Consider the following 19,455-nt stretch of genomic DNA (forward strand, 5'->3'; position numbering starts at 1 on the left):
GCCACTATGAACCGCCGTCCAGCGCGATCGCGTTCTTGGCCCGCTCGAGCGACTCCTCGGCGGCGGCCATGCCGGGGTTCTCGGTGGCGAGCGCCTGGTTGAGCGCGACGAACGGGCGCATGCGCTCGTCGTAGCGGGCGAAGGCCGCGCCGTGGTCGCCGCCCGCCCTGCCGAGCTCGCCGGCCAGCACGTAGGCGCCGACCAGGGCCAGGCTGGTGCCCTGGCCGGACATCGGCGAGGGGCAGTAGCCCGCGTCGCCGACCAGCGCCACCCTGCCCTTCGACCAGCGCTCCATCCGGATCTGGGCCATCGCGTCGAAGTAGAAGTCGGGCGCCTCCTCCATCGCCTCCAGCAGTCTGGGGGTCTCCCAGCGCAGGCCGGCGAGCCGTTCGGCGATGAGCCTCTTCTGCTGCGCGGCGTCGCCGTAGTCGTGGCCGGGCGGCTCGGAGGCGAAGCCGAGGGTGACGCGGAGCTGGGTGTTGTCGCGCACCGGGTAGATGCCGTAGCCGGCGTCGTCGTTCCTGAGCCAGACCTGCCAGTTGTCCAGGTCGAGGAAGTTGTCCGCGCTGAAGATCGCGAGGTGGGTGCCGAGGCCGTGGAGGAACCGGCTCTCCTCGCCGAAGGCCAGCCTGCGCACGTTGGAGTGCAGGCCGTCGGCGCCCACCACCAGGTCGAAGGTGCGCGGCTCGCCGCGCTCGAAGGTGACCCGCACGCCGTGCTCGTCCTCCCGCATGGCGGCGATGGAATCGCCGAAGAGGTACTCGACGTCGTCGCGCGTCCGCTCGTACAGCAGGGCGGTGAGGTCCTCGCGGAGCAGTTCGACGTCGTCGCCGTCGAGCCGGCCGCCGCTGTAGGTGGCCTCGGTGGAGCGCATGAGCTCGTTGCCGTCCTTGTCGAGGACGGTCATGCCGCGCATGTGGGTGCGGGCCTGCCGTACCCGCTCCCCGATGCCCATGCGGTCGACGACGTGGAGGGCGGCGCCGCGGATGTCGATCGCCTGGCCGCCGATCCGCAGGGCGGGGGCCCGTTCGACCACGGTGGGGGTGAGGCCGTGACGGCGCAGCCAGTAGGCGAGCGCGGGCCCGGCCACGCAGGCGCCGGAGATGAGGACAGTCGTCTGTACTAGTACAGGAAGAAGGAGAGGCTTGTGGTCGCGAAAAAGGATCCGCCCTACCTGCGCATCGTGGCCGAGTTCCGGCGGCGTATCGCGGACGGCGAGCTCGCCCCCGGCGACCGGCTGCCCTCGACCCGGCAGATCGCCAAGGAGTGGGACGTCGCGCTGGCCACCGCCACCAGGGCGCTGACCGCGCTGAGCCAGGAAGGGCTGGTGCGGGCCCGGTCCCGGGTCGGCACCGTGGTGGCCGCGCCGGAACCCGGCCCCGCGCGCGCCCCGCGCCGGGCGATCGCCGCGCCGGACCACGAGCTGACCCGCGAGCGCGTCGTGCGCGCCGCCGTCGAGATCGCCGACAGCGAGGGGCTGGGCGCGGTGTCCATGCGCGGCGTCGCGGCCCGGCTGGGCGTCGCCACCATGTCGCCCTACCGCTATGTCGGCAGCAAGGACGAGCTCGTGCTCCTGATGGCCGACGCCGCGTTCGGCGAGGAGCACTACCCCGCCGAGGTGCCCTCCGGCTGGCGGGCCCGGCTGGAACTGGGCGCGCGCACGCTGTGGGTGCTGTACCGCAGGCACCCGTGGCTGGCGCAGTACAGCTCGCTCACTCGGCCGGTGCTGCTGCCCAACCTGGCGGTCCACGCGGAGTGGACGCTGAGCGCCCTCGACGGGCACGGCCTGGACCCGACCACCGTGTTCGACCTGCACGTGCTGCTCTACAGCTACATCCAGGGCATCGCGGTCAACCTGGAGCGCGAGGCCAACGCCGAGGCGGTCACGGGCTTGTCGGAGGACCAGTGGATGAACGCCCAGACGCCCGCGCTCGAGCAGCTCGCCGCGTCGGGCAGGTACCCGACGTTCAGCAGGATCATCGCGAGCTTCGACGGCGGCTACGACCTCCACCTCGACGAGCTGTTCGAGTTCGGCCTCAGGCAGATGCTCGACGGCCTGGCCGTACTCATCGAAGGTGAGGCGGCTGGAACTCGAAGCGGGGCGCCGAGCGGCTCACGAGTGCGGTCGCCGGGGTGAGGGACCAGGCGCGGGTCAGCTCCTCCGCGATCGTGGCGGTGAGCTCCGGGACGTCGGCGGGGGCCGACGCGTGCAGCGCCTCGGCGACGATCAGGACGTCGGTCGTGGTGTCGTGGACGGCTGAGAGGCCGCTCTGCCGGTTCGTCCATCGCCGGGCGTGGGCCTGGCCGGCGGCGTCGGCGAAGATCACCTCGTGCGGGTCGGGGTGCTCCGTCTCGCCGGAGAAGGTCAGGTAGCTCTCGCCGCCGTCCGCGTGCCGTACTTCGAGGCCCTTGGAGATCTTGGAGAGGTCGAACACGGCCACCGGGATCGCGAACGCGAGGGAGATCGCGTTGCACAGGTCGATCAGGGGATGGAGGCTGGGCAGGGCCCGTTCCTTGCGGAAGCGCCGCAGCAGCGACTCCGAGGCGCATCGGTACTGGGTGGGCTTCAGCCCCATCTTCGAGAAGGCGCGCCGCCAGGCCTGGATCTCGGGGAACTCGGCCTCCGAGCTCGTCGCGAGCCGCGTCTCGGCCAAGGCGTTGAACTTCGCGATCCGGGGACCGACGGGAGCGTCCCCCGTGATCCCCGTGGCGAGGATCACTCCGGCGACGAGGTCGGGATGCTCTGACCAGATCGCGGTCGAGTGCTGGAAGTACATGCGTACACCCTGCTGACCCGATGGTCCGGCGAACAAGACCAATGGGCGTGTCTCTCACTGGACCATTGGGGTTGAGCCGAGCCCACAAGAGCTGCTAAGCTCGATCACTTGGTACACCAAAATAGAGTCTCGGCGGACCCTTCATGAGGAGTGTACCACCACTATGGAGATCAGTCAAAGAGTGTCGGCCATGGCGGAGGCCCTGCGCACCGAGCAGGCGCAGGTCACGATGCTGTACGGCAGGCTGGACGCCGCCAGGGCGCACGCCGAACAGGCGCTGCGCGAGGTGCACGGCAGGGGCGCGGCCGTCGCCAACGCCCAGGGCCGCCTCGAGCGGGAGGTGTCGTCCGCCGAGCAGTCCCGGAGGCTGTCCCAGTTGCACGCCGTCGAGCGCGGCCTGTGCTTCGGCCGGATCGACGAGCACGGCGGCCGGACCACCTACATCGGCCGGATCGGCCTGCGCGACGCCGGGCACGAGTCCGTCCTGGTCGACTGGCGCGCCCCCGCCGCCCGCCCCTTCTACGTCGCCACCCCCGCCGACCCCGGCCCGCTGCTAAGGCGCCGCCACCTGCACACCAGGGAACGCCGTGTCGTCGGTCTCGACGACGAGGTGCTCGACCTGGAGCGGATGAGCGAGGGCGACCGGAGCACGCTGGTCGGCGAGGCGGCGCTGATGGCCGCGTTGCGCCGGGGCCGTACCGGGCGGATGGGTGACGTGGTGGCCACCATCCAGACCGAGCAGGACCGGGTGATCCGCTCCGGCCTGGCCGGGGCGCTGGTGGTGCAGGGCGGGCCCGGCACCGGCAAGACGGTCGCGGCGCTGCACCGGGCGGCCTACCTGCTCTACGCGCACCGCGACACGCTGGAGCGCAGGGGCGTGCTCGTGGTGGGGCCGAACGCGATGTTCCTGCGCTACATCGGGCAGGTGCTGCCGGCGCTCGGCGAGACGCAGGTGGTGCTCGCTACCGTCGGCGAGCTCTATCCCGGGGTGCGGGCGAGCGCGCTCGACGGCGCGGAGGCCGCCGTGGTCAAGGGCGATCTGCGGATGGCGGAGCTGGTCGCGGCAGCCGTACGGGATCGGCAGCGGGTTCCCGGCGGCGACCTTGAGGTCGAGATCGGCGGGCTGACGGCGGTGGTCGCGCGCGAGGAGTGCGCGCGGGTGCGCGACCGGGCGCGGGCGGTGCGGCTGCCGCACAACATGGCGCGCAAGCTCTACGTCACCGAGATGCTGCGCGCCCTGGCGCTGGCCGAGGCGCGGGCGCTGGAGGCGGCGCTGCGGCTGGAGGAGTACGAGGTGGAGGGCTGGGAGATGCGGCCGCTCGGCCTGGCCGCCGACATGGACGAGGCCGACCTCGCCGAGGCCGCCCGCCGCCTGTGGCCGGAACCCGCGGTACGGCGCGCGCTGGACGGCCTGTGGCCGGAGCTGACGCCGCGGCGCCTGGTGGGGGAGTTGCTCACCTCGCCCGAGCGGTTGCGCGCCGCCGCCGGCCAGGTGGCGTGGGAGGGGCTGGACTGGCGGGTGCTGGCCCGGCCGGAGGGCTCGCCGTGGACGGTGGGCGACGTGCCGCTGCTGGACGAGGCGGCCGAACTGCTCGGCGAGGACGACTCGGCCCGGCGTTCGGCGCAGCGCGCGGCCCGCGAGGAGCGGGCGGAGGCCGAGCTGTACGCGCACGAGGTGCTCACGGTGACGGGCCTGGCCGAGGAGGAGCTGATGGCGGCCGACCTGCTGGCCGACCGGCACGAGGACACCGGCGCCGAGCTGACCACCGCCGACCGGGCCGCGGCCGACCGCGCCTGGGCGTACGGGCACGTGATCGTGGACGAGGCGCAGGAGTTGTCGCAGATGGCCTGGCGCACGGTGATGCGGCGGGTGCCGGCGCGCTCGCTGACCGTGGTGGGCGACATCGCGCAGACCGGGTCGGCGGCGGGGGCCGCCTCGTGGGGTGAGGTGCTGGACCGGTACGTGCGCGGGCGGTGGCGGGAGGAGCGGCTGCTGGTCAACTACCGTACGCCGGTGGAGATCATGGCGGTCGCCGCCGACGTGCTGCGCGCGGTGGATCCCGGCCAGGTTCCGCCGGAGTCGGTGCGCGAGGGGGGCGCCCCGCCGGTCTCCGTCCGCGCGGGGGTGGCGGAGCTGCCCGGGCTGGTGGCCGGTGAGCTGGCGGAGATCGGGGAGGGGCGGCTGGGGGTGATCACCTCGGACGTGGCGTACGGGGAGGTGGCCGGGCTGTTCCCCGGCGGCGACGACCTGGACGCGGAGGTGGCGGTGCTGACGGTCACGCAGTCGAAGGGGCTGGAGTTCGACGCGGTGGTGGTCGTGGACCCGGCCGGCATCCTGGGACAGTCGGCGAAGGACCTGTACGTGGCGGTGACGAGGGCTACCCGCAGGCTGCTGGTGGTTCACGAGGGTGAGCTGCCCGCCCTCCTTAGAAATCTACAATGTAAAGGCGCTGGCCTAGCGATCAAGATCGCCTACCCCTATAAGGACTAAAGACTCCTCACCCGCAGACAGAGCTGTAGTCCTTCAGGGTGATGTCGGTGGCGAACTTGTCGGTGGTCTTCATCAGCCGGCTCAGCAGGAAACCGGACTTGAAGATCCAGTTGCGCATGCGGAGTCTCATGGGGGTGGCGGGGGCCAGGAAGGGGCCGGCGTTGAGGTTCTTGGCCACTTTGGCGTAGTCGCGGAACTCCTGCTCGTATCGGGCGAAGGCCGTGCGGTGGTCTCCGTCGGCGGCGGCCAGCTCACCCGCCAGGACGTAGGCGCCGACGACGGCCAGGCCGGTGCCGAAGCCGCCCAGGGTGTTGCCGTAGGCGGCGTCGCCGATCAGGACCACGCGGCCTTTGGCGTAGTGGTCGATGGTGACCTGGCTGAGCGAGTCGAGGTAGACCTCGTCGGCGTGCCGTACCGCGTCGAGGATGGCGGGGGTCTGCCAGCCCATGCCCGCGTAGGTGCGGGTGAGGATCTGCTTGTGCTGGTCGGGGTCGTGGCGGTCGTAGTCGAGCTCTTCGGAGGCGAAGACGAAGAAGGCTGGGGCTTTGGAGCCGCCGACGCAGGCCATCCGGCCGGGTTCGTTGTACATCTTGGCGGCGGGGCCGAAGTCGGCGGGCAGGTCGGCGATGGCGTAGTAGTGGCCGAGGAAGTGCACGTAGGCGGATTCGGGGCCGAAGGCCAGGCGGCGGACGTTGGAGTGGATGCCGTCGGCGCCCACGACCAGGTCGAAGGTGCGTGGCGGGGTGCGTTCGAAGGTGACGTGCACGCCGCCGGGGGTTTCGGTGAGGGCGGTGATGGAGTCGCCGAAGAGGTATTCGCAGTGGGCGGCGGTCTTGTCGTACAGGAGCCTGGACAGGTCGCCGCGTTTGATCTCGATGTCGCCGCCGGTGAACTCGCCGGGGATGACCGCGAGGGTGCGGCCGTCGGCGTCGATGATCTGCTGGTCGGTGCCGCCGGTCTGCAGTCGCAGGACGTCGTCGAGGATGCCCATGCGGGTCAGTACGGTGCGGTGGGTCTCGCCTTTGAAGTCGACGGCTTGGCCGCCCGCGCGCAGGGTGGGGGCTTTTTCGACGATGGTGACGCTGAAGCCGTAGCGCTGGAGCCAGTGGGCGAGGGCGGGGCCGGCGATGCTGGCGCCGGAGATGAGGACGCTGGTCATGTGGTGAAGCCTGTCCGGTGCCGCTGACAGCGTGCTGCGTGTCGGCTGACAGTCAGGCGCCGGGGGTGTGGAGGGTTGTCAGCGCCTGTCGCCTGCTCATGGCCGCGCCGCGGGCGAAGAGGGTCGCGAAGGTCTCGGTGCCGAGGGTCTGGGTGGCGGCGGTGGCGGTGGCGGTCAGGTCGGGGTCGCCGGTGAGGGTCACGCCGCGTAGTGCGGTGCCGATGCCGAGCAGGAGGGCGGCTCGCTCGGGGTGGCCGTCGGTGAGGGCTTGTCCGGCTTGGCCTTCGGCGGCGTCGGCGAGGTGGGAGGCCAGGGGTGAGTTGAGGGCGGCGTCCAGGGCTTGGCGGTGTCTGGTCGCGGCTTCGCGGGGGTCGTCGGTCAGTCGGGCGAGGGCGGTGAGGACGCGGGCTCTGGTGCCTTCGGTGGTGAAGGGGCCGGTTGCGGAGGCGGTGAGCGCGGAGTGGAGTTGCCGGGTCGCTTCGTGGTGGTCGCCGTGGTGGCGGGCGAGTTCGCCGAGTCGCAGGTGGACGCTGGCCATGGTGTCGGGTGTGCCGGTTGTGCGGGCGAGTTCGGCGGCGCGCAGGCAGTCGGCGGTGGCGGCGGCGGTGTCGCCGGCGCGGCGTAGTCCGTCCGCTCGTCTGCACAGGAGGTCGATGATCTCTTCGCGGGCGCCGAGTTCTTCGAGCAGGTCGAGTGCGTGTTGCCAGAGGTGTCCGGCGCGGGTCCATTCGCCGCGCCAGCTGGCGATCTGGGCGAGGGAGTCGAGTCCTTGTGCTTTGCCCCAGCGTTCGCCGACCGTGTCGAAGGCGGCGACCGCGGTCTCGAAGGTGTGCTCGGCCTGGGTGATCTGGCCGTTTTGCAGGGAGAGGAGGGCGTCGCTGAGTTTGTCGAGTGCTTGGCTCCAGGGGTCGGGGCCGAGGGGGTGTGGTGGTTGCTGCTGGGGTGGTCCTGCGGTCATGCCCCACAGGGCGGGGGCGAAGGGGTAGCGCATCGGCCGGTCCAGCGTGTTCATGATGGTGGCGGCTTGTCGCCAGTGCTGGGGTTCTGCGTTCGGTACGGCGTGCAGGACGGTGAGGACGTATTCCTCGGTGAGGTCGGCGGGTGGTTCGGTGCCGAGGGCGTCGAGGAGTCGTTCGGCGTGCTGGGTGGCTTCGGCGCGTCGGCCGCTGAGCCACCAGTACATGGCGAGGGCGGCGATGAGCCGTAGTGCGGTGGGCCGGTCGTGGGTCACGCTCCAGCGCAGGGCGGCTTGCAGGTTGGTGTTGTCGGCTGACAGGCGGGCCAGCCAGTGCAGTTGCTCGGCTCGGTAGAGGTGGGGGTCGGCGTGCTGGGCGAGGTGAAGGAAGCAGGCGGCGTGGGCGGCGCGCAGGTGGTGTTCCTCTGCTGCTTCGCTGAGTCGTGCGGCGCAGTAGAGGCGGATGGTGTCGAGCATGTGGTAGCGGTCGCCGTCGGTTTCGATCAGTGATTTGTCGACCAGTTCGGCGAGCAGGGGGGCGGTGTCGTGGCCGCAGACGTGTTCGACGGCTTGGAGGGTGGCTCCTCCGGAGAAGACGGAGAAGCGTCTGGCGAGGGCTTGTTCGGTGGTGTCGAGCAGGTCCCAGCTCCAGTCGACGACGGCGTGCAGGGTTTGGTGGCGGGCGGCGGCGGTGCGGTCGCCGCGGGTGAGGAGGGTGAATCTGCCGTGTTCGGTGAGGCGGGTGGCGATCTCTTCGACGGGGAAGGTGCGCACGCGTGCCGCGGCGAGTTCGATGGCGAGGGGGAGGCCGTCGAGGGCGGCGCAGATGCGCAGGACGGGGTCGAGGTTGCCGGGCCCGAGGGTGAAGCCTTGTCGTACGGCGGCGGCGCGGTCGGTGAAGAGTTTGACGGCGGGGTAGGCGAGTGGGTCGTCGGGTGGGTTGCCGGGTGGCGGGGTGGCGAGGGGGCTGAGGGGGAGGAGGTGTTCGCCGGTGATGCCGAGGGGTTCTCGGCTGGTGGCGAGGACGGCGAGGTGGGGGCAGGTGGTGAGGAGGTGGCGGGTGAGGGTGGCGGCGGGGGTGATGAGGTGTTCGCAGTTGTCCAGGATGAGGAGGAGGTGTCGCTGGGCGAGTGCGGTGGTGAGGCGGTCGGTGGGGGTGGGGGTGCCGGGGGTGGGTGGGCGTAGTGCGGTGTCGCGCAGGCCGAGTGCGCCGAGGATGGCTTGGGGGATCTGGTCGCCGTCGTCGAGTGGGGACAGGTCGACGAAGAGGGTGTCGTCGTTTCGGCGGGTTGCGGCTTCGACGGCGAGTCGGGTTTTGCCGGTGCCGCCTGGTCCGGTGATGGTGATGAGGCGTGTGGGGTGCAGGGCGGCGAGGTGGTGGAGTTCGGTTTCGCGGCCGACGAAGCTGGTGAGCTGGGTGGGCAGGCGTGGGCGGGGGGCGTGTGGGGGTGGTGGCTGGGTGCGGAGGAGGGTGAGGTGCAGGGCGGCGAGTTCTGGGCTGGGGTCGGTGCCGAGTTCGTCGGCGAGTAGGTGGCGGTAGTCGTGGAATGCCGCCAGGGCTTCGCTTTGGCGGCCGGCGGCGTGCAGGGCGCGCATGAGGAGGGCGCGCGGGCGCTCGCGTAGCGGGTGGGTGGTGATGAGGTGGTGGAGTTCGGCGGTGGGGGTGGCCTCGGGGAGGCCGAGTTCGGCGTCGATGAGGTCTTCGGTGGCGGCCAGGTGTAGTTCTTCGAGGTGGGTCGCGTGGGCGGTGGCGAAGGGGGCGTCGGCGAGTGCGGGGCCGCGCCACAGGTCGAGGCCTTGCCGGAGGAGGGCGGCCGCAGCGGTGTGGTGGCCGGTGGCGAGGAGGCGTCGTCCTTGGCGGGTGAGCCGTTGGAAGCGGTGGGCGTCGACGTCTTCGGGGTCGACGGCGAGTCGGTAGCCGGTGCCGTGGAGTTCGATGAGGTCGGCGGGCAGGTGGCGTCTGAGGCGGGAGATCTGTGCCTGGATGGCGTTGGTGGCGGCCGCCGGGGGGTGGTCGCCGTATTGGCCGTGGATGAGGCGTCGCACGCTGACGGTGTGGCCGGCTTCGAGGAGGAGGAGGGCGAGCAGGGTGCGGGGGCGGGGTCCGCCGATGGTGATGGGGTGGCCGTCGGCTGATCGCGCTGTGAGTGGGCCCAGGATGCCGAACTGCATCGTGTCAGTCGGTGGTGGTGTGGGCGGGGATGCGGCCGTAGAGGTGTTCGGCGGCTTGGTGGATTTTGGCGGTGACGTCGGCGAGGGTGCGCAGGGTGTCGGTGTCGAGGCAGTGCATGATGCGGCGGTAGTGCTCCAGGCCGGTGTCGCGGATCTGTTCGATGAGGGTGCGGCCGGCGTCGGTGAGTTCGACGCGTCGTACTCGCCGGTCGTGGGGGTCTTCGCGGCGGGTGACCAGGCCGTGGGCGACGAGGCGGTCGACGATGCCGGTGACGGTGCCCAGGCCGACGGCGAGGTGGTGGGCGAGGTCCTGGCCGGAGGCGGAGGGGGTGTGGGCCAGGATGATGACGACCTTGAGCTGGCGCATGGTGAGGTTGGAGCTGAACAGGGGGGAGGACTGGTCGCCTGCCAGGAAGCGGCCGAGGCCGCGCTGGGTTTCGCTGATGCGGCGGATCAACTCGTCGCGTTCGTCTGTCACGCTCACCTCTCGCTTCCTGAGAAGGTTATCAGGAAAGCAACGCTGGGCTAAATATTCGTTCAAGGCGAAGTGTTAGTGTTGGGCGAAATCTTTGTCTTCTGCCCACGTGAGGACCCGATGACCGCTCTGGCCAGGTTGAGCCTTGCCAATCGAAGCCTTGTCGTCCTGGTCGCGGTGGTGTTGAGCGCGTTCGGCGCGTTCACGATCCCGCAACTGAAGCAGCAACTGCTGCCGTCCCTGTCGTTTCCCGGCGCGTTCGTGATAGCCCCCTATCCGGGGGCCTCGCCGGAGATCGTCGAGGATCAGGTGACCAAGCCGATCGAGGATTCCTTCCAGGGTATCGAAGGCCTGGAGAAGCTGACCTCGACGTCGAAGGAGGGCCTGGCGCAGATCCAGGTGGCCTTCGCCTACGGCACCGATGTGGACGCGTCGATCGCCAAGATGCAGCAGTCGGTGAGCCGCATTCAGGCGCAGCTGCCCGACAGCGTGGACCCGCAGGTGGTGGCGGGTAACACCGACGACATCCCGGTGCTGGTGCTGGCCGTCGACGACGGCGGCGACCAGCGGGCCATGTCGGACAAGCTGCGCCGGGTGATGGTGCCCGAGCTGCAGGGCATCGAGGGCGTGCGGGAGGCGGAGGTCACCGGTTCGCGCGACGACCGGGTGGTGATCACGCCGGATGCCAAGGAGATGGCCAAGAAGGGGGTCTCGGCGGCGCAGATCCCCGAGGTGCTGCGCGCCAACGGCACGCCGATCCCGGCGGGTTCGCTGACCGCCGACGGCCGTTCGCTGACGGTGCAGGTGGGTACCCGGGTCGACTCCATCGCCAAGCTGAAGAGCCTCTATCTCACCCCCACCCCGCCGCAGGCGCCCGTCCAGGCTAAGCCGCAGGCGCGGATCCCGGGCCAGCCGGTCGCCCCGGTGTCGACGCCGAAGGCCCCGAAGCCGGTACGGCTGGGCGATGTGGCCACCATCGAGCGTGAGCCCGCTCAGGCGACCACGCTGACCAGGACCGACGGCAAGGCGAGCCTGGGTGTGTCGGTGACGATGTCGCCGGACGGCAACGCGGTGACCATCTCGCACGCCGTACGCGACAAGCTGCCCGAGTTGAAGAGTGCGCTGGGTGGCGCCTCGGCGATCACGGTGGTGTTCGACCAGGCCCCGTACGTGGAGCGCTCGATCGAGGACCTGACCACCGAGGGGCTGCTGGGTCTGGCCTTCGCCGTCCTGGTCATCCTGGTGTTCCTGCTGTCGGTGCGCTCCACGCTGGTGACGGCGGTGTCGATCCCGCTGTCGGTGGTGATCGCGCTGATCGCCCTGTGGGCGGGCGACTACTCCCTCAACATGCTCACCCTGGGCGCGCTGACGATCGCGGTGGGCCGGGTGGTGGACGACTCCATTGTGGTCTTGGAGAACATCAAGCGACATCTGGGGTACGGCGAGCCGAAGCGGACCGCGGTCGTGGCGGCGGTGCGCGAGGTGTCGGGTGCGGTGACCGCCTCGACGCTGACCACGGTGGCGGTGTTCGTACCGATCGCGGTGGTCGGCGGGATGGTGGGCGAGCTGTTCGCCCCGTTCGCGATCACCGTGGCGGTGGCGCTGCTGGCTTCGCTGCTGGTGTCGCTGACGGTGGTGCCGGTGCTGGCGTACTGGTTCCTGAAGGCTCCGGTGCTGACGCCCGAGCAGGCGCGGGCTCAGCGTGAGGAGGCCGAGGCCAAGGAGCTGCGCAGCCCGCTGCAGCGCATGTACCTGCCGGTGCTGCGTTTCGCGACCCGCCGAAGGCTGGCGACGCTGCTGCTGGGCGTGGTGGTGTTCGCCGCCACGATGGGTCTGGCGGGGCGTCTGGAGACGAACTTCCTCGACTCCTCCGGTCAGAACACCGTCTCCCTCACCCAGAGGATGCCGGCCGGCACCGACCTGGCCACCACCGACGCGGCCGCCAAGAAGGTCGAGGGGGTGCTGGCCGATCTGGAGGGCGTGCAGTCCTACCAGGTGAACGTCGGTGGCGGCAACGCCATGATGGGCGGGGCGGGCGGCGGCGCCGACCGGGCGTCGTACTCGGTGACGGTGGCCGAGGGCGTCGACACGGCCGAGCTGGAGTCGGCGCTGCGTGAGCGGCTGGACGCGCTGTCGGGCGCCGGTGAGGTGAAGGTCGGCGGCGGTGGCGGTGGCGGCTTCTCCAGTGACTCCATCGACGTGATCGTGCAGGCTCCCGATGCCCATGCGCTGCGTGCGGCCGCCGAGACGGTGACGGGTGCGATGGCGAAGATCGAGGGGCTGCGGGATGTCAGCTCCAATCTGGAGGCCAGCGCGCCGCGCATCGAGGTGACGGTCGACCGGGAGAAGGCGGCGGCCAAGGGGCTGAGCGAGGCGCAGATCGGGCAGGCGGTGGCGCAGGCCTTCCGTGGCGCGCCGCTGGGTCAGCTCACCGTCGACGGGCAGGCCAGCGACCTGGTGCTGCGCGGCGGTGACGCGCCCGAGGACGTGGCGGCCGTGGAGAAGCTCAAGCTGCTGTCGCCCGGCGGGATGGTGCGGCTGTCGTCGGTGGCGGAGGTGGCCGAGGTGGACGGGCCCACCCAGGTGACCAGGATCGACGGCGAGCGTTCGGCGACGGTGTCGGCCAAGGCGGTCGGCAGCGACCTGGGCACGCTGACCCAGACGTTGACCGCCGAGCTGGACAAGCTGGAGCTGGCCGGTGGCGCCACCTATGAGATCGGCGGTGTGAGCGCCGAGCAGTCCGAGGCGTTCGCGGATCTGGGTGTGGCGATGCTGGCCGCGATCGCGATCGTCTTCATGATCATGGTGGCGACGTTCCGCAGCTTCGTGCAGCCGCTGATCCTGCTGGTGTCGGTGCCGTTCGCGGCGACCGGCGCGATCGGGCTGCTGCTGGCCACCGGTACGCCGCTCGGGGTGCCGGCGCTGATCGGCATGCTGATGTTGATCGGCATCGTGGTGACCAATGCGATCGTGCTCATCGACCTGATCAACCAGTACCGTGAGCAGGGGATGGGCGTGGTGGAGGCGGTGATCGAGGGTGGCCGGCGCAGGCTGCGGCCGATCCTGATGACCGCGGTGGCCACGGTGTGCGCGCTGACGCCGATGGCGCTCGGGGTGACCGGTTCGGGCGGGTTCATCTCGCAGCCGCTGGCGATCGTGGTCATCGGCGGGCTGATCACCTCGACGCTGCTGACGCTGGTGCTGGTGCCGACGCTGTACACGATGGTGGAGCGGACCAAGGAGCGCTTCAGCCGTACGGGCAAGGCTGAGGGTTCGGCGGTCAAGCAGGAGGCGCTGGCCGGCAGGTAGGGGCCGGTCCTGACGGGCGGGCGGGCGGCAATAGACTGAGGCAACGTGACTGTGAAGCCGCGTGTCCCCAATGTCCTTGCCGCTCGCTACGCCTCGGCCGAGCTGGTCCGCCTGTGGTCTCCGGAGGCGAAGGTCGTCGCTGAGCGGCGGCTGTGGCTGGCGGTGCTCAAGGCGCAGGCCGAGCTGGGCGTGCAGGTGCCCGAGCAGGCGATCGCCGACTACGAGAAGGTGGTCGAGCAGGTCGATCTGGCGTCCATCGCCGAGCGGGAGCGGCTGACCCGCCATGATGTGAAGGCGCGGATCGAGGAGTTCAACGCGCTGGCCGGGCACGAGCAGGTGCACAAGGGGATGACCTCGCGTGACCTGACCGAGAACGTCGAGCAGGTGCAGATCCGCGACAGCCTGCTGCTGGTGCGTGACCGGACGGTGGCGCTGCTGGCGCGGCTGGCGACGCTGGCCGAGCAGCACGAGGCCACCGTGATGGCCGGTCGTTCGCACAATGTGGCCGCGCAGGCCACCACTTTGGGCAAGCGGTTCGCGACGGCGGCCGATGAGTTGCTGGTGGCCTACGCGCGGCTGGGTGAGCTGATCGGCCGCTACCCGCTGCGCGGTGTCAAGGGGCCGGTCGGCACCGCGCAGGACATGCTCGACCTGCTGGGCGGCGACCGGGAGAAGCTGGCGCGGCTGGAGGATCGGGTGGCCGCGCACCTGGGGTTCGAGCGGCGCTTCACCAGTGTCGGGCAGGTCTACCCGCGTTCTCTCGACTTCGAGGTGCTGACCACGCTGGTGCAGTTGGCGTCGGCGCCGTCCTCGCTGGCCAAGACGATCCGGCTGATGGCCGGGCACGAGCTGGTGACCGAGGGGTTCAAGGAGGGGCAGGTCGGCTCCTCGGCCATGCCGCACAAGATGAACACCCGCTCGTGCGAGCGTGTCAACGGGCTGACGGTGATCCTGCGCGGCTACGCCTCGATGAGCGGCGAGCTGGCCGGCGACCAGTGGAACGAAGGCGACGTCTCCTGTTCGGTGGTACGCCGGGTGGCGTTGCCGGACGCGTTCTTCGCCTTCGACGGCCTGGTGGAGACCATGCTGACGGTGCTGGAGGAGTTCGGGGCCTTCCCCGCGGTGATCGCCGCCGAGTTGGACCGGTACCTGCCGTTCCTGGCGACGACCAAGATGCTGATGGCCGCCGTGCGGGCCGGGGTGGGCCGTGAGCAGGCCCATGAGCTGATCAAGGAGCACGCGGTCGCCTCCGCGCTGGCCATGCGTCAGGAGGGGGCACCGAACCGGCTGCTGGAGCGGCTGGCCGCCGACGAGCGTTTCCCGCTGGACCTGGAGGGGTTGCGGGCGCTGCTGGCCGACCGGGTGTCGTTCACCGGGGCGGCGGCCGACCAGGTGGAGGGGATCTCCCAGCAGGTCGGGCGGATCGTGGCGGAGCACCCGCGGGCGGCGGCCTACCGGCCGGACGCGATCCTGTGATCGGTGAGTTCCGGTCGCCGGCGCAGGTACGTGCGGCGTGCGGCGACGACGATCTGCTGGTGTGGGCGGCCGGTGAGCTGCGCGGCGGGCGGCGGGCGTGGTGGCTGGGCGACGCGGTCGTGGTCGCGGCGCCCGGCCTGTCGCGCCACGACCGGCTGGCGGTGTGGGGCGGTACGGCGTGCGCAGCCTCGTTGGTGGAGCACGCGCTGGCCGAGGTGGGGGCCGGGTATCGGCCCTTCGGGGACAGCGCGCTGGTGGCCGGGGTGGCGTCGAAGGTCGACGGGATGCGGGTGGCGGGGTCGTTCTCCTGGATGGGCGCCGATCGGCTGAGTGGCGAGTTCGGGCCGTCGGGGGAGGTGCGCTGGCTGTCTCGGGGGGAGGAGTCTCAGGTGGGGGCTCTGCTCGCCGCGGAGGCGCCGCATTCCTACGCCGTGCCCGGCATGGCGGGGGTGTCGCGGTGGGCGGGGGTTTGCGCGGGGGGTGGGCTGGCGTCGGTGGCGGCCGAGGCGTGGAGCGCGCCGACGGTGGGTTTCCTGGCCGGGGTGGCGACGGCTGCGGCGCATCGGGGGCGTGGGCTGGCCGGGCGGGTGTGCCGGTGGGTGAGTGCCGAGTTGCTCGCCGCGCACGGCCGGGTGGCGCTGATGGTGGACGACACCAACGCCGCCGCGCTCACCGTCTATGAGCGGCTGGGGTTCACCCGCCGCCGGGTGAGCGCGGCGGGCCTGGAGACCGCCTGAGGTCAGGCGGTGGGGGTCCGCTCGGCGGCCGGGGTGGTGGCTGTGGTGGTCGTGGTGGTGCGGGCGCGGCGAAGTTCGCGGCGCTCGAACCACAGCGAGGTGAACGGGGGCACCGCGCAGGCCAGGCCGAGCACGATCGTCGGCGTGCGCCAGCCGAGTTGCCGCGCGGCGGCGAAGACGGCCATCACGTAGAAGACGAACAGGGCGCCGTGGATCGGGCCGAAGATCTTCACGCCGATCTCGGAGGTCTCGGCGATGTACTTGACGTACATGCCGATGAGCAGTCCGGCCCAGGAGAACGCCTCAGCGATCGCGGCGATGCGGAACAGGCGGAGGGAGGTCGGCACGAGGGGCCCTTTCGGAAGGTTTCGGCTGGCCGGATCCCAGCGTAGGGGGCGGTGCGCGTGGTCTCCGATCCGGGGGCGAAAACCTGGTGAGGTTTCGGTCACGCTCAGGCAGAGTTGAGCGTGTGATGTCCGCTTTCGTTCCTGGTATTGAGCTGTCCCGCGCCTTCTACGCCGAGGTGGTCGGGCCGCTGCTCGCGCCCTACCCGCACAGTGCCGCGCTGATCGGGCCGGGTTCGGAGGTCCTGGAGTTCGACACCGAGCGGTCGGCCGACCACGACTGGGGGCCCCGCGTGCTGGTGTTCGCCGCGCCGGAGCTGGTGGCCGAGGTGGAGGAGAAGGTGGCGGCCGCGCTGCCGGCCGTCTTCGGCGGCTACCCGACCGTCTTCGAGCAGCGTGGCGAGTTGCGGTCCGGGGTCACGGTCGCCGAGGCGGGCTCGTGGCTGCGCGGGCGGCTGGGCTTCGATCCGGGGCGGGCGGTGACGTTGCTGGACTGGTTGTCGGCGCCGTGGCAGAGCCTGGCGGAGGTGACGTGCGGGGAGGTCTTCCATGACGGGCTCGGCGAGCTCGGCCGGGCGCGGCAGGCGTTGCGCTGGTATCCCGATGACGTGTGGCGATACGTGCTGGCCTGTCAGTGGCGGCGCGTCGCGCAGGAGGAGAGTTTCGCCGGCCGGTGTGCGGAGGTGGGCGACGAGGTCGGCTCGGCGGTGGTGGGCGGGCGGCTGGCCAGGGAGCTGATGCGGCTGGCGTTGCTGCAGCGGCGCCGCTATCCGCCGTACGCCAAGTGGCTGGGCAGTGCCGTCAACCGGCTGTCGGGGGCGGCTGAGCTGGGGGAGGCGCTGGGGCGGGCCATGGCCGCGCGTACCTGGCCCGAGCGGGAGGAGGGGCTGTGCGCCGCCTATGAGCGGGCGGCGGCGTTGCACAACCGGCTGGCTCTGACCGACCCTTTGGACGCCAAGGCGCGCCCCTATTTCGACCGTCCCTTCCAGGTCATCGGCGGTGAGCGGTTCGCTGAGGCGTTGCTGGCCTCGATCACCGATCCGCGGGTGCGGCGCCTGCCTTTGGCGGGCTGCGTGGACCAGCTGTGCGACAACGCCGACCTGCTGCTGCGCCCCGCCGCCGCCCGCGCCCTTACCAGCGCCGCCCTTGGCGGTTCGTGTGGTTGGTGAGGAGGAGGGCTGGATGGCGAATCTGGTCGAGCGTGTCTCGGACGCGTTGTGGATCGACTACGGATCGTTCTCGGTCTTGGATGTGGACGGATTGTCGCGATCGCCCGCCGCGCTCGATCCGGAGAAGCTGTACTTCCTCACCGACGAGGATGAGGTCTGGTTCGCCGCCACAGCGAATATGGCGATCGTGCGAAGCCGTGTGGGTTTCCACAGCGCCCGCGTCACCCTGGAGCTGTGGGAGGCGGAGCCTCCTGCCGAGGAGGAGGGCGGGGTGGACAGGCGTACCGTTGAGCTCTTCAGCAGCTCGGGCAAGCTGCGGCCGACGAATTCCGCGGGAGATGCGGGGCCGCTGCTTGACCTGAGAGTGCCTGGGGCCTCGTGGCTGGTGCGCGGGCATCGCCTCGCGAAGGCGGACCCCTTCGCCGACGTGGAGGACTTCTACGATGACGATGATGACGACGATGATCCCGGGGCGAGGATGGAGGGACTGGAGGAATTCCTGTTCCAGTTCTGGCCGGTGAACGCAGGGGCTCGGTAAGGGGGTGCGCCGGGCGCGCTCTCTGGGGAGAGTCGCGCACGGCGCACAGGTGGCGGTCAGTCCGACAGTCGGTAGCCGTCGAAGAATCCGCCGTGGCAGAAGCCTCCCCGCCACGGATCCGTCACTCCTCCCGCCTCGCGGCACTTCGACCGTGAAACGGTTCCGTCGGCCGTCTCGGCGAGGGCCGAGGTCGAGGCCAGGGTCAGGGCGGCTGCGGAAGCGGCCAGCGCCATGGCCGCGAATCGAGCGATGTCGCGCATACACACTCCGTCGTCACTGTGTGGTATCGATCGATTACTTTCAGTACCCATCCGTCGGCCTCGGCATGCCTCCTGTTGTCAGCCCGCCGGTGAAGGCCCGTCCGGAAGGCGCGGCGCCTGGGGCAGGGTGCCGGCGAGGCCTGTGACGAACACCTGGAGCCCGTACTCGAATTCGCGGTCGAAGTTCGCGGCCTGGGGCGCGCTTGGCGGCGGCGCGTGCCGCGCCGCGCTCGACATCGGCCCCTGACGGTGACCGGAGCGCGCGAGGTGCCGGTGGAGATGCCGCCCCCGCGCGCGGACGCCCGCACCGAGGAGTTCGGCCCCGAGGCGGGTCAGGGGATGAGGGAGACTTCGGGGAAGCGGACGTCAGGGGCGTCGAAGAGCCGGTTGGGCTTCCCGCTCAGGTGCAGGTCGAAGAAGGCCGCGAGGTAGGCGCGCTGGGCCGACACCGACCGGCCGGGGTCGATCGTGCCGACGAAGTCGGCGACGGGCACCTTCGGCAACGCCGCTGCGATCTGCGGCAGCATCACCTGCAGGTCGGTGAACGAGCCGTGCGCCGCGCCCGCGAAGCGCAGCTCCCTTTTCCAGCCGGTCGAGGCATCCCAGAAGGACTTCCAGCTCGGTTCGCTCGCCCGTGTGTGCGTCTCAGCTGCGAGCTGCAGGAACGGCTTGGCGACCCCTGTCTTCGCCACCCGGCCGACGTAGCCGCCGTCGAGGTTCACACCCGCGTCCACCCGCCGGTCGTCGTGGACGAGTTGCGCTGCCACCGATCCGCCGAGGGACTGGCCGAGCGCTCCCACCCGGGACAGGTCAGGGGCGCCGCGCAGCCCGGCGGGCAACTGCCCGGCCTCCTCGCCGAGGCCGTGGCCGCGTCCCAGTGCGGCGATCTGGTCGAGGACGAACCGCATGTCCGCCAGGCGGGCCCGTGAATGCCGCGCGAGCAGCTTGGCGATGACGCGCGGAGTCAGCTTCGTCGGCAGGGGCACGGCTCGCACGACCCGCCCGCCGGGGAACTCCACCTGGTCGGCCTCGTAGGTGTGGTCCACGGTGACGACCAGGTAGCCGCGGGCGGCCAGGTCCTCCACCAGGGCGGTGCCGAGCGTGCGCGCGCCGCCGTCCCCGGAGCCGAAGAGCACGACCGGAAGCCTGCCCGCCCGCCGGTCCACCGGCGCGCCGACGCGGGCGTGGGTAGGGGTGGCGGCCCAGTTCACCGCGCCCGTCGCGATGCCCATGGGCGGCGCGGAGTGGCGGTCCCAGTCGGCCGCGGCCAGGGGCGCCATATGGGGGGCGACGGGCAGGGCCCGGCCGGTGTCCTTGGCCGGGTACCACAGGCTGACCATCAGCTCCCGGTAGGGCTTCGACCTGACCAGGGGGTCGGGGCGCGACCGGTCGACCAGGCGCACGGCGAGGGTGCCGACGCGGTACGGCCCGGCCGGCGCGGGCAGGGCCATCGTGACGCGGTCCCCGGCCGGCGCATGATGGGCCACGACGGCGGGGGCGGCCATGGCGGGCGTGGTGACGGCGGCCAGCGCCAGCCCGGCGACCGCCGCGGTGAACGTGTGGAAGGACATGTGAGGCTCCTCGCAAGCTGCG

General features: G+C 71.2%; 15 protein-coding genes. 7 read left to right on the forward strand and 8 right to left on the reverse strand.

Annotated elements, in window-relative coordinates; genetic code table 11:
* Nucleotides 1–4: 4 nt before the first annotated feature.
* Nucleotides 5–1,165 carry an FAD-dependent monooxygenase gene (locus tag ABZ911_RS26495; protein WP_358061328.1) on the reverse strand — a complete coding sequence of 387 codons (1,161 nt, stop codon included), beginning with the start codon at nucleotides 1,163–1,165 and terminating at the stop codon, nucleotides 5–7.
* Here ABZ911_RS26495 and ABZ911_RS26500 point away from each other — a divergent pair.
* Nucleotides 1,148–2,137, forward strand: a complete 990-nt coding sequence (locus ABZ911_RS26500) for a TetR/AcrR family transcriptional regulator C-terminal domain-containing protein (protein WP_358061210.1) — start codon at nucleotides 1,148–1,150, stop codon at nucleotides 2,135–2,137. The genes ABZ911_RS26495 and ABZ911_RS26500 overlap by 18 nt on opposite strands.
* Here the strand turns inward: ABZ911_RS26500 and ABZ911_RS26505 are convergent.
* Nucleotides 2,067–2,777: a phenylalanine--tRNA ligase beta subunit-related protein gene (locus ABZ911_RS26505; protein ID WP_358061213.1), complete on the reverse strand. Its 711-nt coding sequence runs from the start codon at nucleotides 2,775–2,777 to the stop codon at nucleotides 2,067–2,069. The two genes, ABZ911_RS26500 and ABZ911_RS26505, sit on opposite strands and share 71 nt — an antisense overlap.
* Nucleotides 2,778–2,967: 190 nt before the next feature.
* Between ABZ911_RS26505 and ABZ911_RS26510 the strand changes: the two genes are divergently transcribed.
* Entirely contained in the window at nucleotides 2,968–5,268 is a 2,301-nt protein-coding gene (locus tag ABZ911_RS26510) for an ATP-binding domain-containing protein (protein WP_358061216.1), read from the forward strand.
* A 7-nt stretch (nucleotides 5,269–5,275) separates the two neighbouring features.
* Here the strand turns inward: ABZ911_RS26510 and ABZ911_RS26515 are convergent, their stop codons facing one another.
* From ABZ911_RS26515 to ABZ911_RS26525, 3 genes are read right to left on the reverse strand one after another with little or no spacing between them, the layout of a single operon-like run.
* Nucleotides 5,276–6,427: an FAD-dependent monooxygenase gene (locus ABZ911_RS26515; protein ID WP_358061219.1), complete on the reverse strand. Its 1,152-nt coding sequence runs from the start codon at nucleotides 6,425–6,427 to the stop codon at nucleotides 5,276–5,278.
* 52 nt (nucleotides 6,428–6,479) lie between these two features.
* Nucleotides 6,480–9,554, reverse strand: a complete 3,075-nt coding sequence (locus tag ABZ911_RS26520) for a BTAD domain-containing putative transcriptional regulator (protein WP_358061222.1) — start codon at nucleotides 9,552–9,554, stop codon at nucleotides 6,480–6,482.
* 4 nt (nucleotides 9,555–9,558) lie between these two features.
* Nucleotides 9,559–10,038 carry a MarR family transcriptional regulator gene (locus tag ABZ911_RS26525; protein ID WP_358061225.1) on the reverse strand — a complete coding sequence of 160 codons (480 nt, stop codon included), beginning with the start codon at nucleotides 10,036–10,038 and terminating at the stop codon, nucleotides 9,559–9,561.
* A gap of 111 nt (nucleotides 10,039–10,149) precedes the next feature.
* Here ABZ911_RS26525 and ABZ911_RS26530 point away from each other — a divergent pair, with 111 nt between their 5' ends.
* From ABZ911_RS26530 to ABZ911_RS26540, 3 genes are read left to right on the forward strand one after another with little or no spacing between them, the layout of a single operon-like run.
* Nucleotides 10,150–13,338: an efflux RND transporter permease subunit gene (locus ABZ911_RS26530; protein WP_358061228.1), complete on the forward strand. Its 3,189-nt coding sequence runs from the start codon at nucleotides 10,150–10,152 to the stop codon at nucleotides 13,336–13,338.
* 45 nt (nucleotides 13,339–13,383) lie between these two features.
* Nucleotides 13,384–14,814: an adenylosuccinate lyase gene (gene purB, locus ABZ911_RS26535; protein ID WP_358061231.1), complete on the forward strand. Its 1,431-nt coding sequence runs from the start codon at nucleotides 13,384–13,386 to the stop codon at nucleotides 14,812–14,814.
* Nucleotides 14,811–15,551, forward strand: coding sequence for a GNAT family N-acetyltransferase (locus ABZ911_RS26540; RefSeq protein ID WP_358061234.1), 741 nt, complete (start codon nucleotides 14,811–14,813; stop codon nucleotides 15,549–15,551). Before purB ends, ABZ911_RS26540 begins: the two co-directional genes overlap by 4 nt.
* 2 nt (nucleotides 15,552–15,553) lie before the next feature.
* Here the strand turns inward: ABZ911_RS26540 and ABZ911_RS26545 are convergent, their stop codons facing one another.
* Nucleotides 15,554–15,898, reverse strand: a complete 345-nt coding sequence (locus tag ABZ911_RS26545) for a DUF3817 domain-containing protein (protein WP_358061236.1) — start codon at nucleotides 15,896–15,898, stop codon at nucleotides 15,554–15,556.
* Between the two features lie 125 nt (nucleotides 15,899–16,023).
* Here ABZ911_RS26545 and ABZ911_RS26550 point away from each other — a divergent pair, with 125 nt between their 5' ends.
* The gene (locus ABZ911_RS26550; RefSeq protein ID WP_358061239.1) at nucleotides 16,024–17,064 is read left to right on the forward strand and encodes a DUF4037 domain-containing protein; all 1,041 of its coding nucleotides are present in this window, start codon (nucleotides 16,024–16,026) and stop codon (nucleotides 17,062–17,064) included.
* Nucleotides 17,065–17,077: 13 nt separating this feature from the next.
* Nucleotides 17,078–17,602, forward strand: a complete 525-nt coding sequence (locus ABZ911_RS26555) for a hypothetical protein (protein ID WP_358061242.1) — start codon at nucleotides 17,078–17,080, stop codon at nucleotides 17,600–17,602.
* Between the two features lie 56 nt (nucleotides 17,603–17,658).
* Here the strand turns inward: ABZ911_RS26555 and ABZ911_RS26560 are convergent, their stop codons facing one another.
* Together ABZ911_RS26560 and ABZ911_RS26565 are read right to left on the reverse strand one after the other, a co-directional pair.
* On the reverse strand, nucleotides 17,659–17,862 hold the full coding sequence (locus tag ABZ911_RS26560; RefSeq protein ID WP_358061245.1) for a hypothetical protein: 204 nt from the start codon (nucleotides 17,860–17,862) through the stop codon (nucleotides 17,659–17,661).
* A gap of 332 nt (nucleotides 17,863–18,194) precedes the next feature.
* Nucleotides 18,195–19,433, reverse strand: coding sequence for a lipase (locus ABZ911_RS26565; RefSeq protein WP_358061248.1), 1,239 nt, complete (start codon nucleotides 19,431–19,433; stop codon nucleotides 18,195–18,197).
* Between the last annotated feature and the right edge of the window lie 22 nt (nucleotides 19,434–19,455).

It is taken from the genome of Nonomuraea sp. NPDC046570 (assembly GCF_040645915.1).
Classification (GTDB): domain Bacteria; phylum Actinomycetota; class Actinomycetes; order Streptosporangiales; family Streptosporangiaceae; genus Nonomuraea.

What these genes read in the sequence shown, in the direction of transcription:
- ABZ911_RS26505 (WP_358061213.1), bottom strand. Translation starts at nt 2,777, where the DNA reads ATGTACTTCCAGCACTCGACCGCGATCTGGTCAGAGCATCCCGACCTC.
- ABZ911_RS26510 (WP_358061216.1), top strand. Translation starts at nt 2,968, where the DNA reads ATGGCGGAGGCCCTGCGCACCGAGCAGGCGCAGGTCACGATGCTGTAC.
- ABZ911_RS26515 (WP_358061219.1), bottom strand. Translation starts at nt 6,427, where the DNA reads ATGACCAGCGTCCTCATCTCCGGCGCCAGCATCGCCGGCCCCGCCCTC.
- ABZ911_RS26520 (WP_358061222.1), bottom strand. Translation starts at nt 9,554, where the DNA reads ATGCAGTTCGGCATCCTGGGCCCACTCACAGCGCGATCAGCCGACGGC.
- ABZ911_RS26530 (WP_358061228.1), top strand. Translation starts at nt 10,150, where the DNA reads ATGACCGCTCTGGCCAGGTTGAGCCTTGCCAATCGAAGCCTTGTCGTC.
- ABZ911_RS26550 (WP_358061239.1), top strand. Translation starts at nt 16,024, where the DNA reads ATGTCCGCTTTCGTTCCTGGTATTGAGCTGTCCCGCGCCTTCTACGCC.
- ABZ911_RS26555 (WP_358061242.1), top strand. Translation starts at nt 17,078, where the DNA reads ATGGCGAATCTGGTCGAGCGTGTCTCGGACGCGTTGTGGATCGACTAC.
- ABZ911_RS26560 (WP_358061245.1), bottom strand. Translation starts at nt 17,862, where the DNA reads ATGCGCGACATCGCTCGATTCGCGGCCATGGCGCTGGCCGCTTCCGCA.
- ABZ911_RS26565 (WP_358061248.1), bottom strand. Translation starts at nt 19,433, where the DNA reads ATGTCCTTCCACACGTTCACCGCGGCGGTCGCCGGGCTGGCGCTGGCC.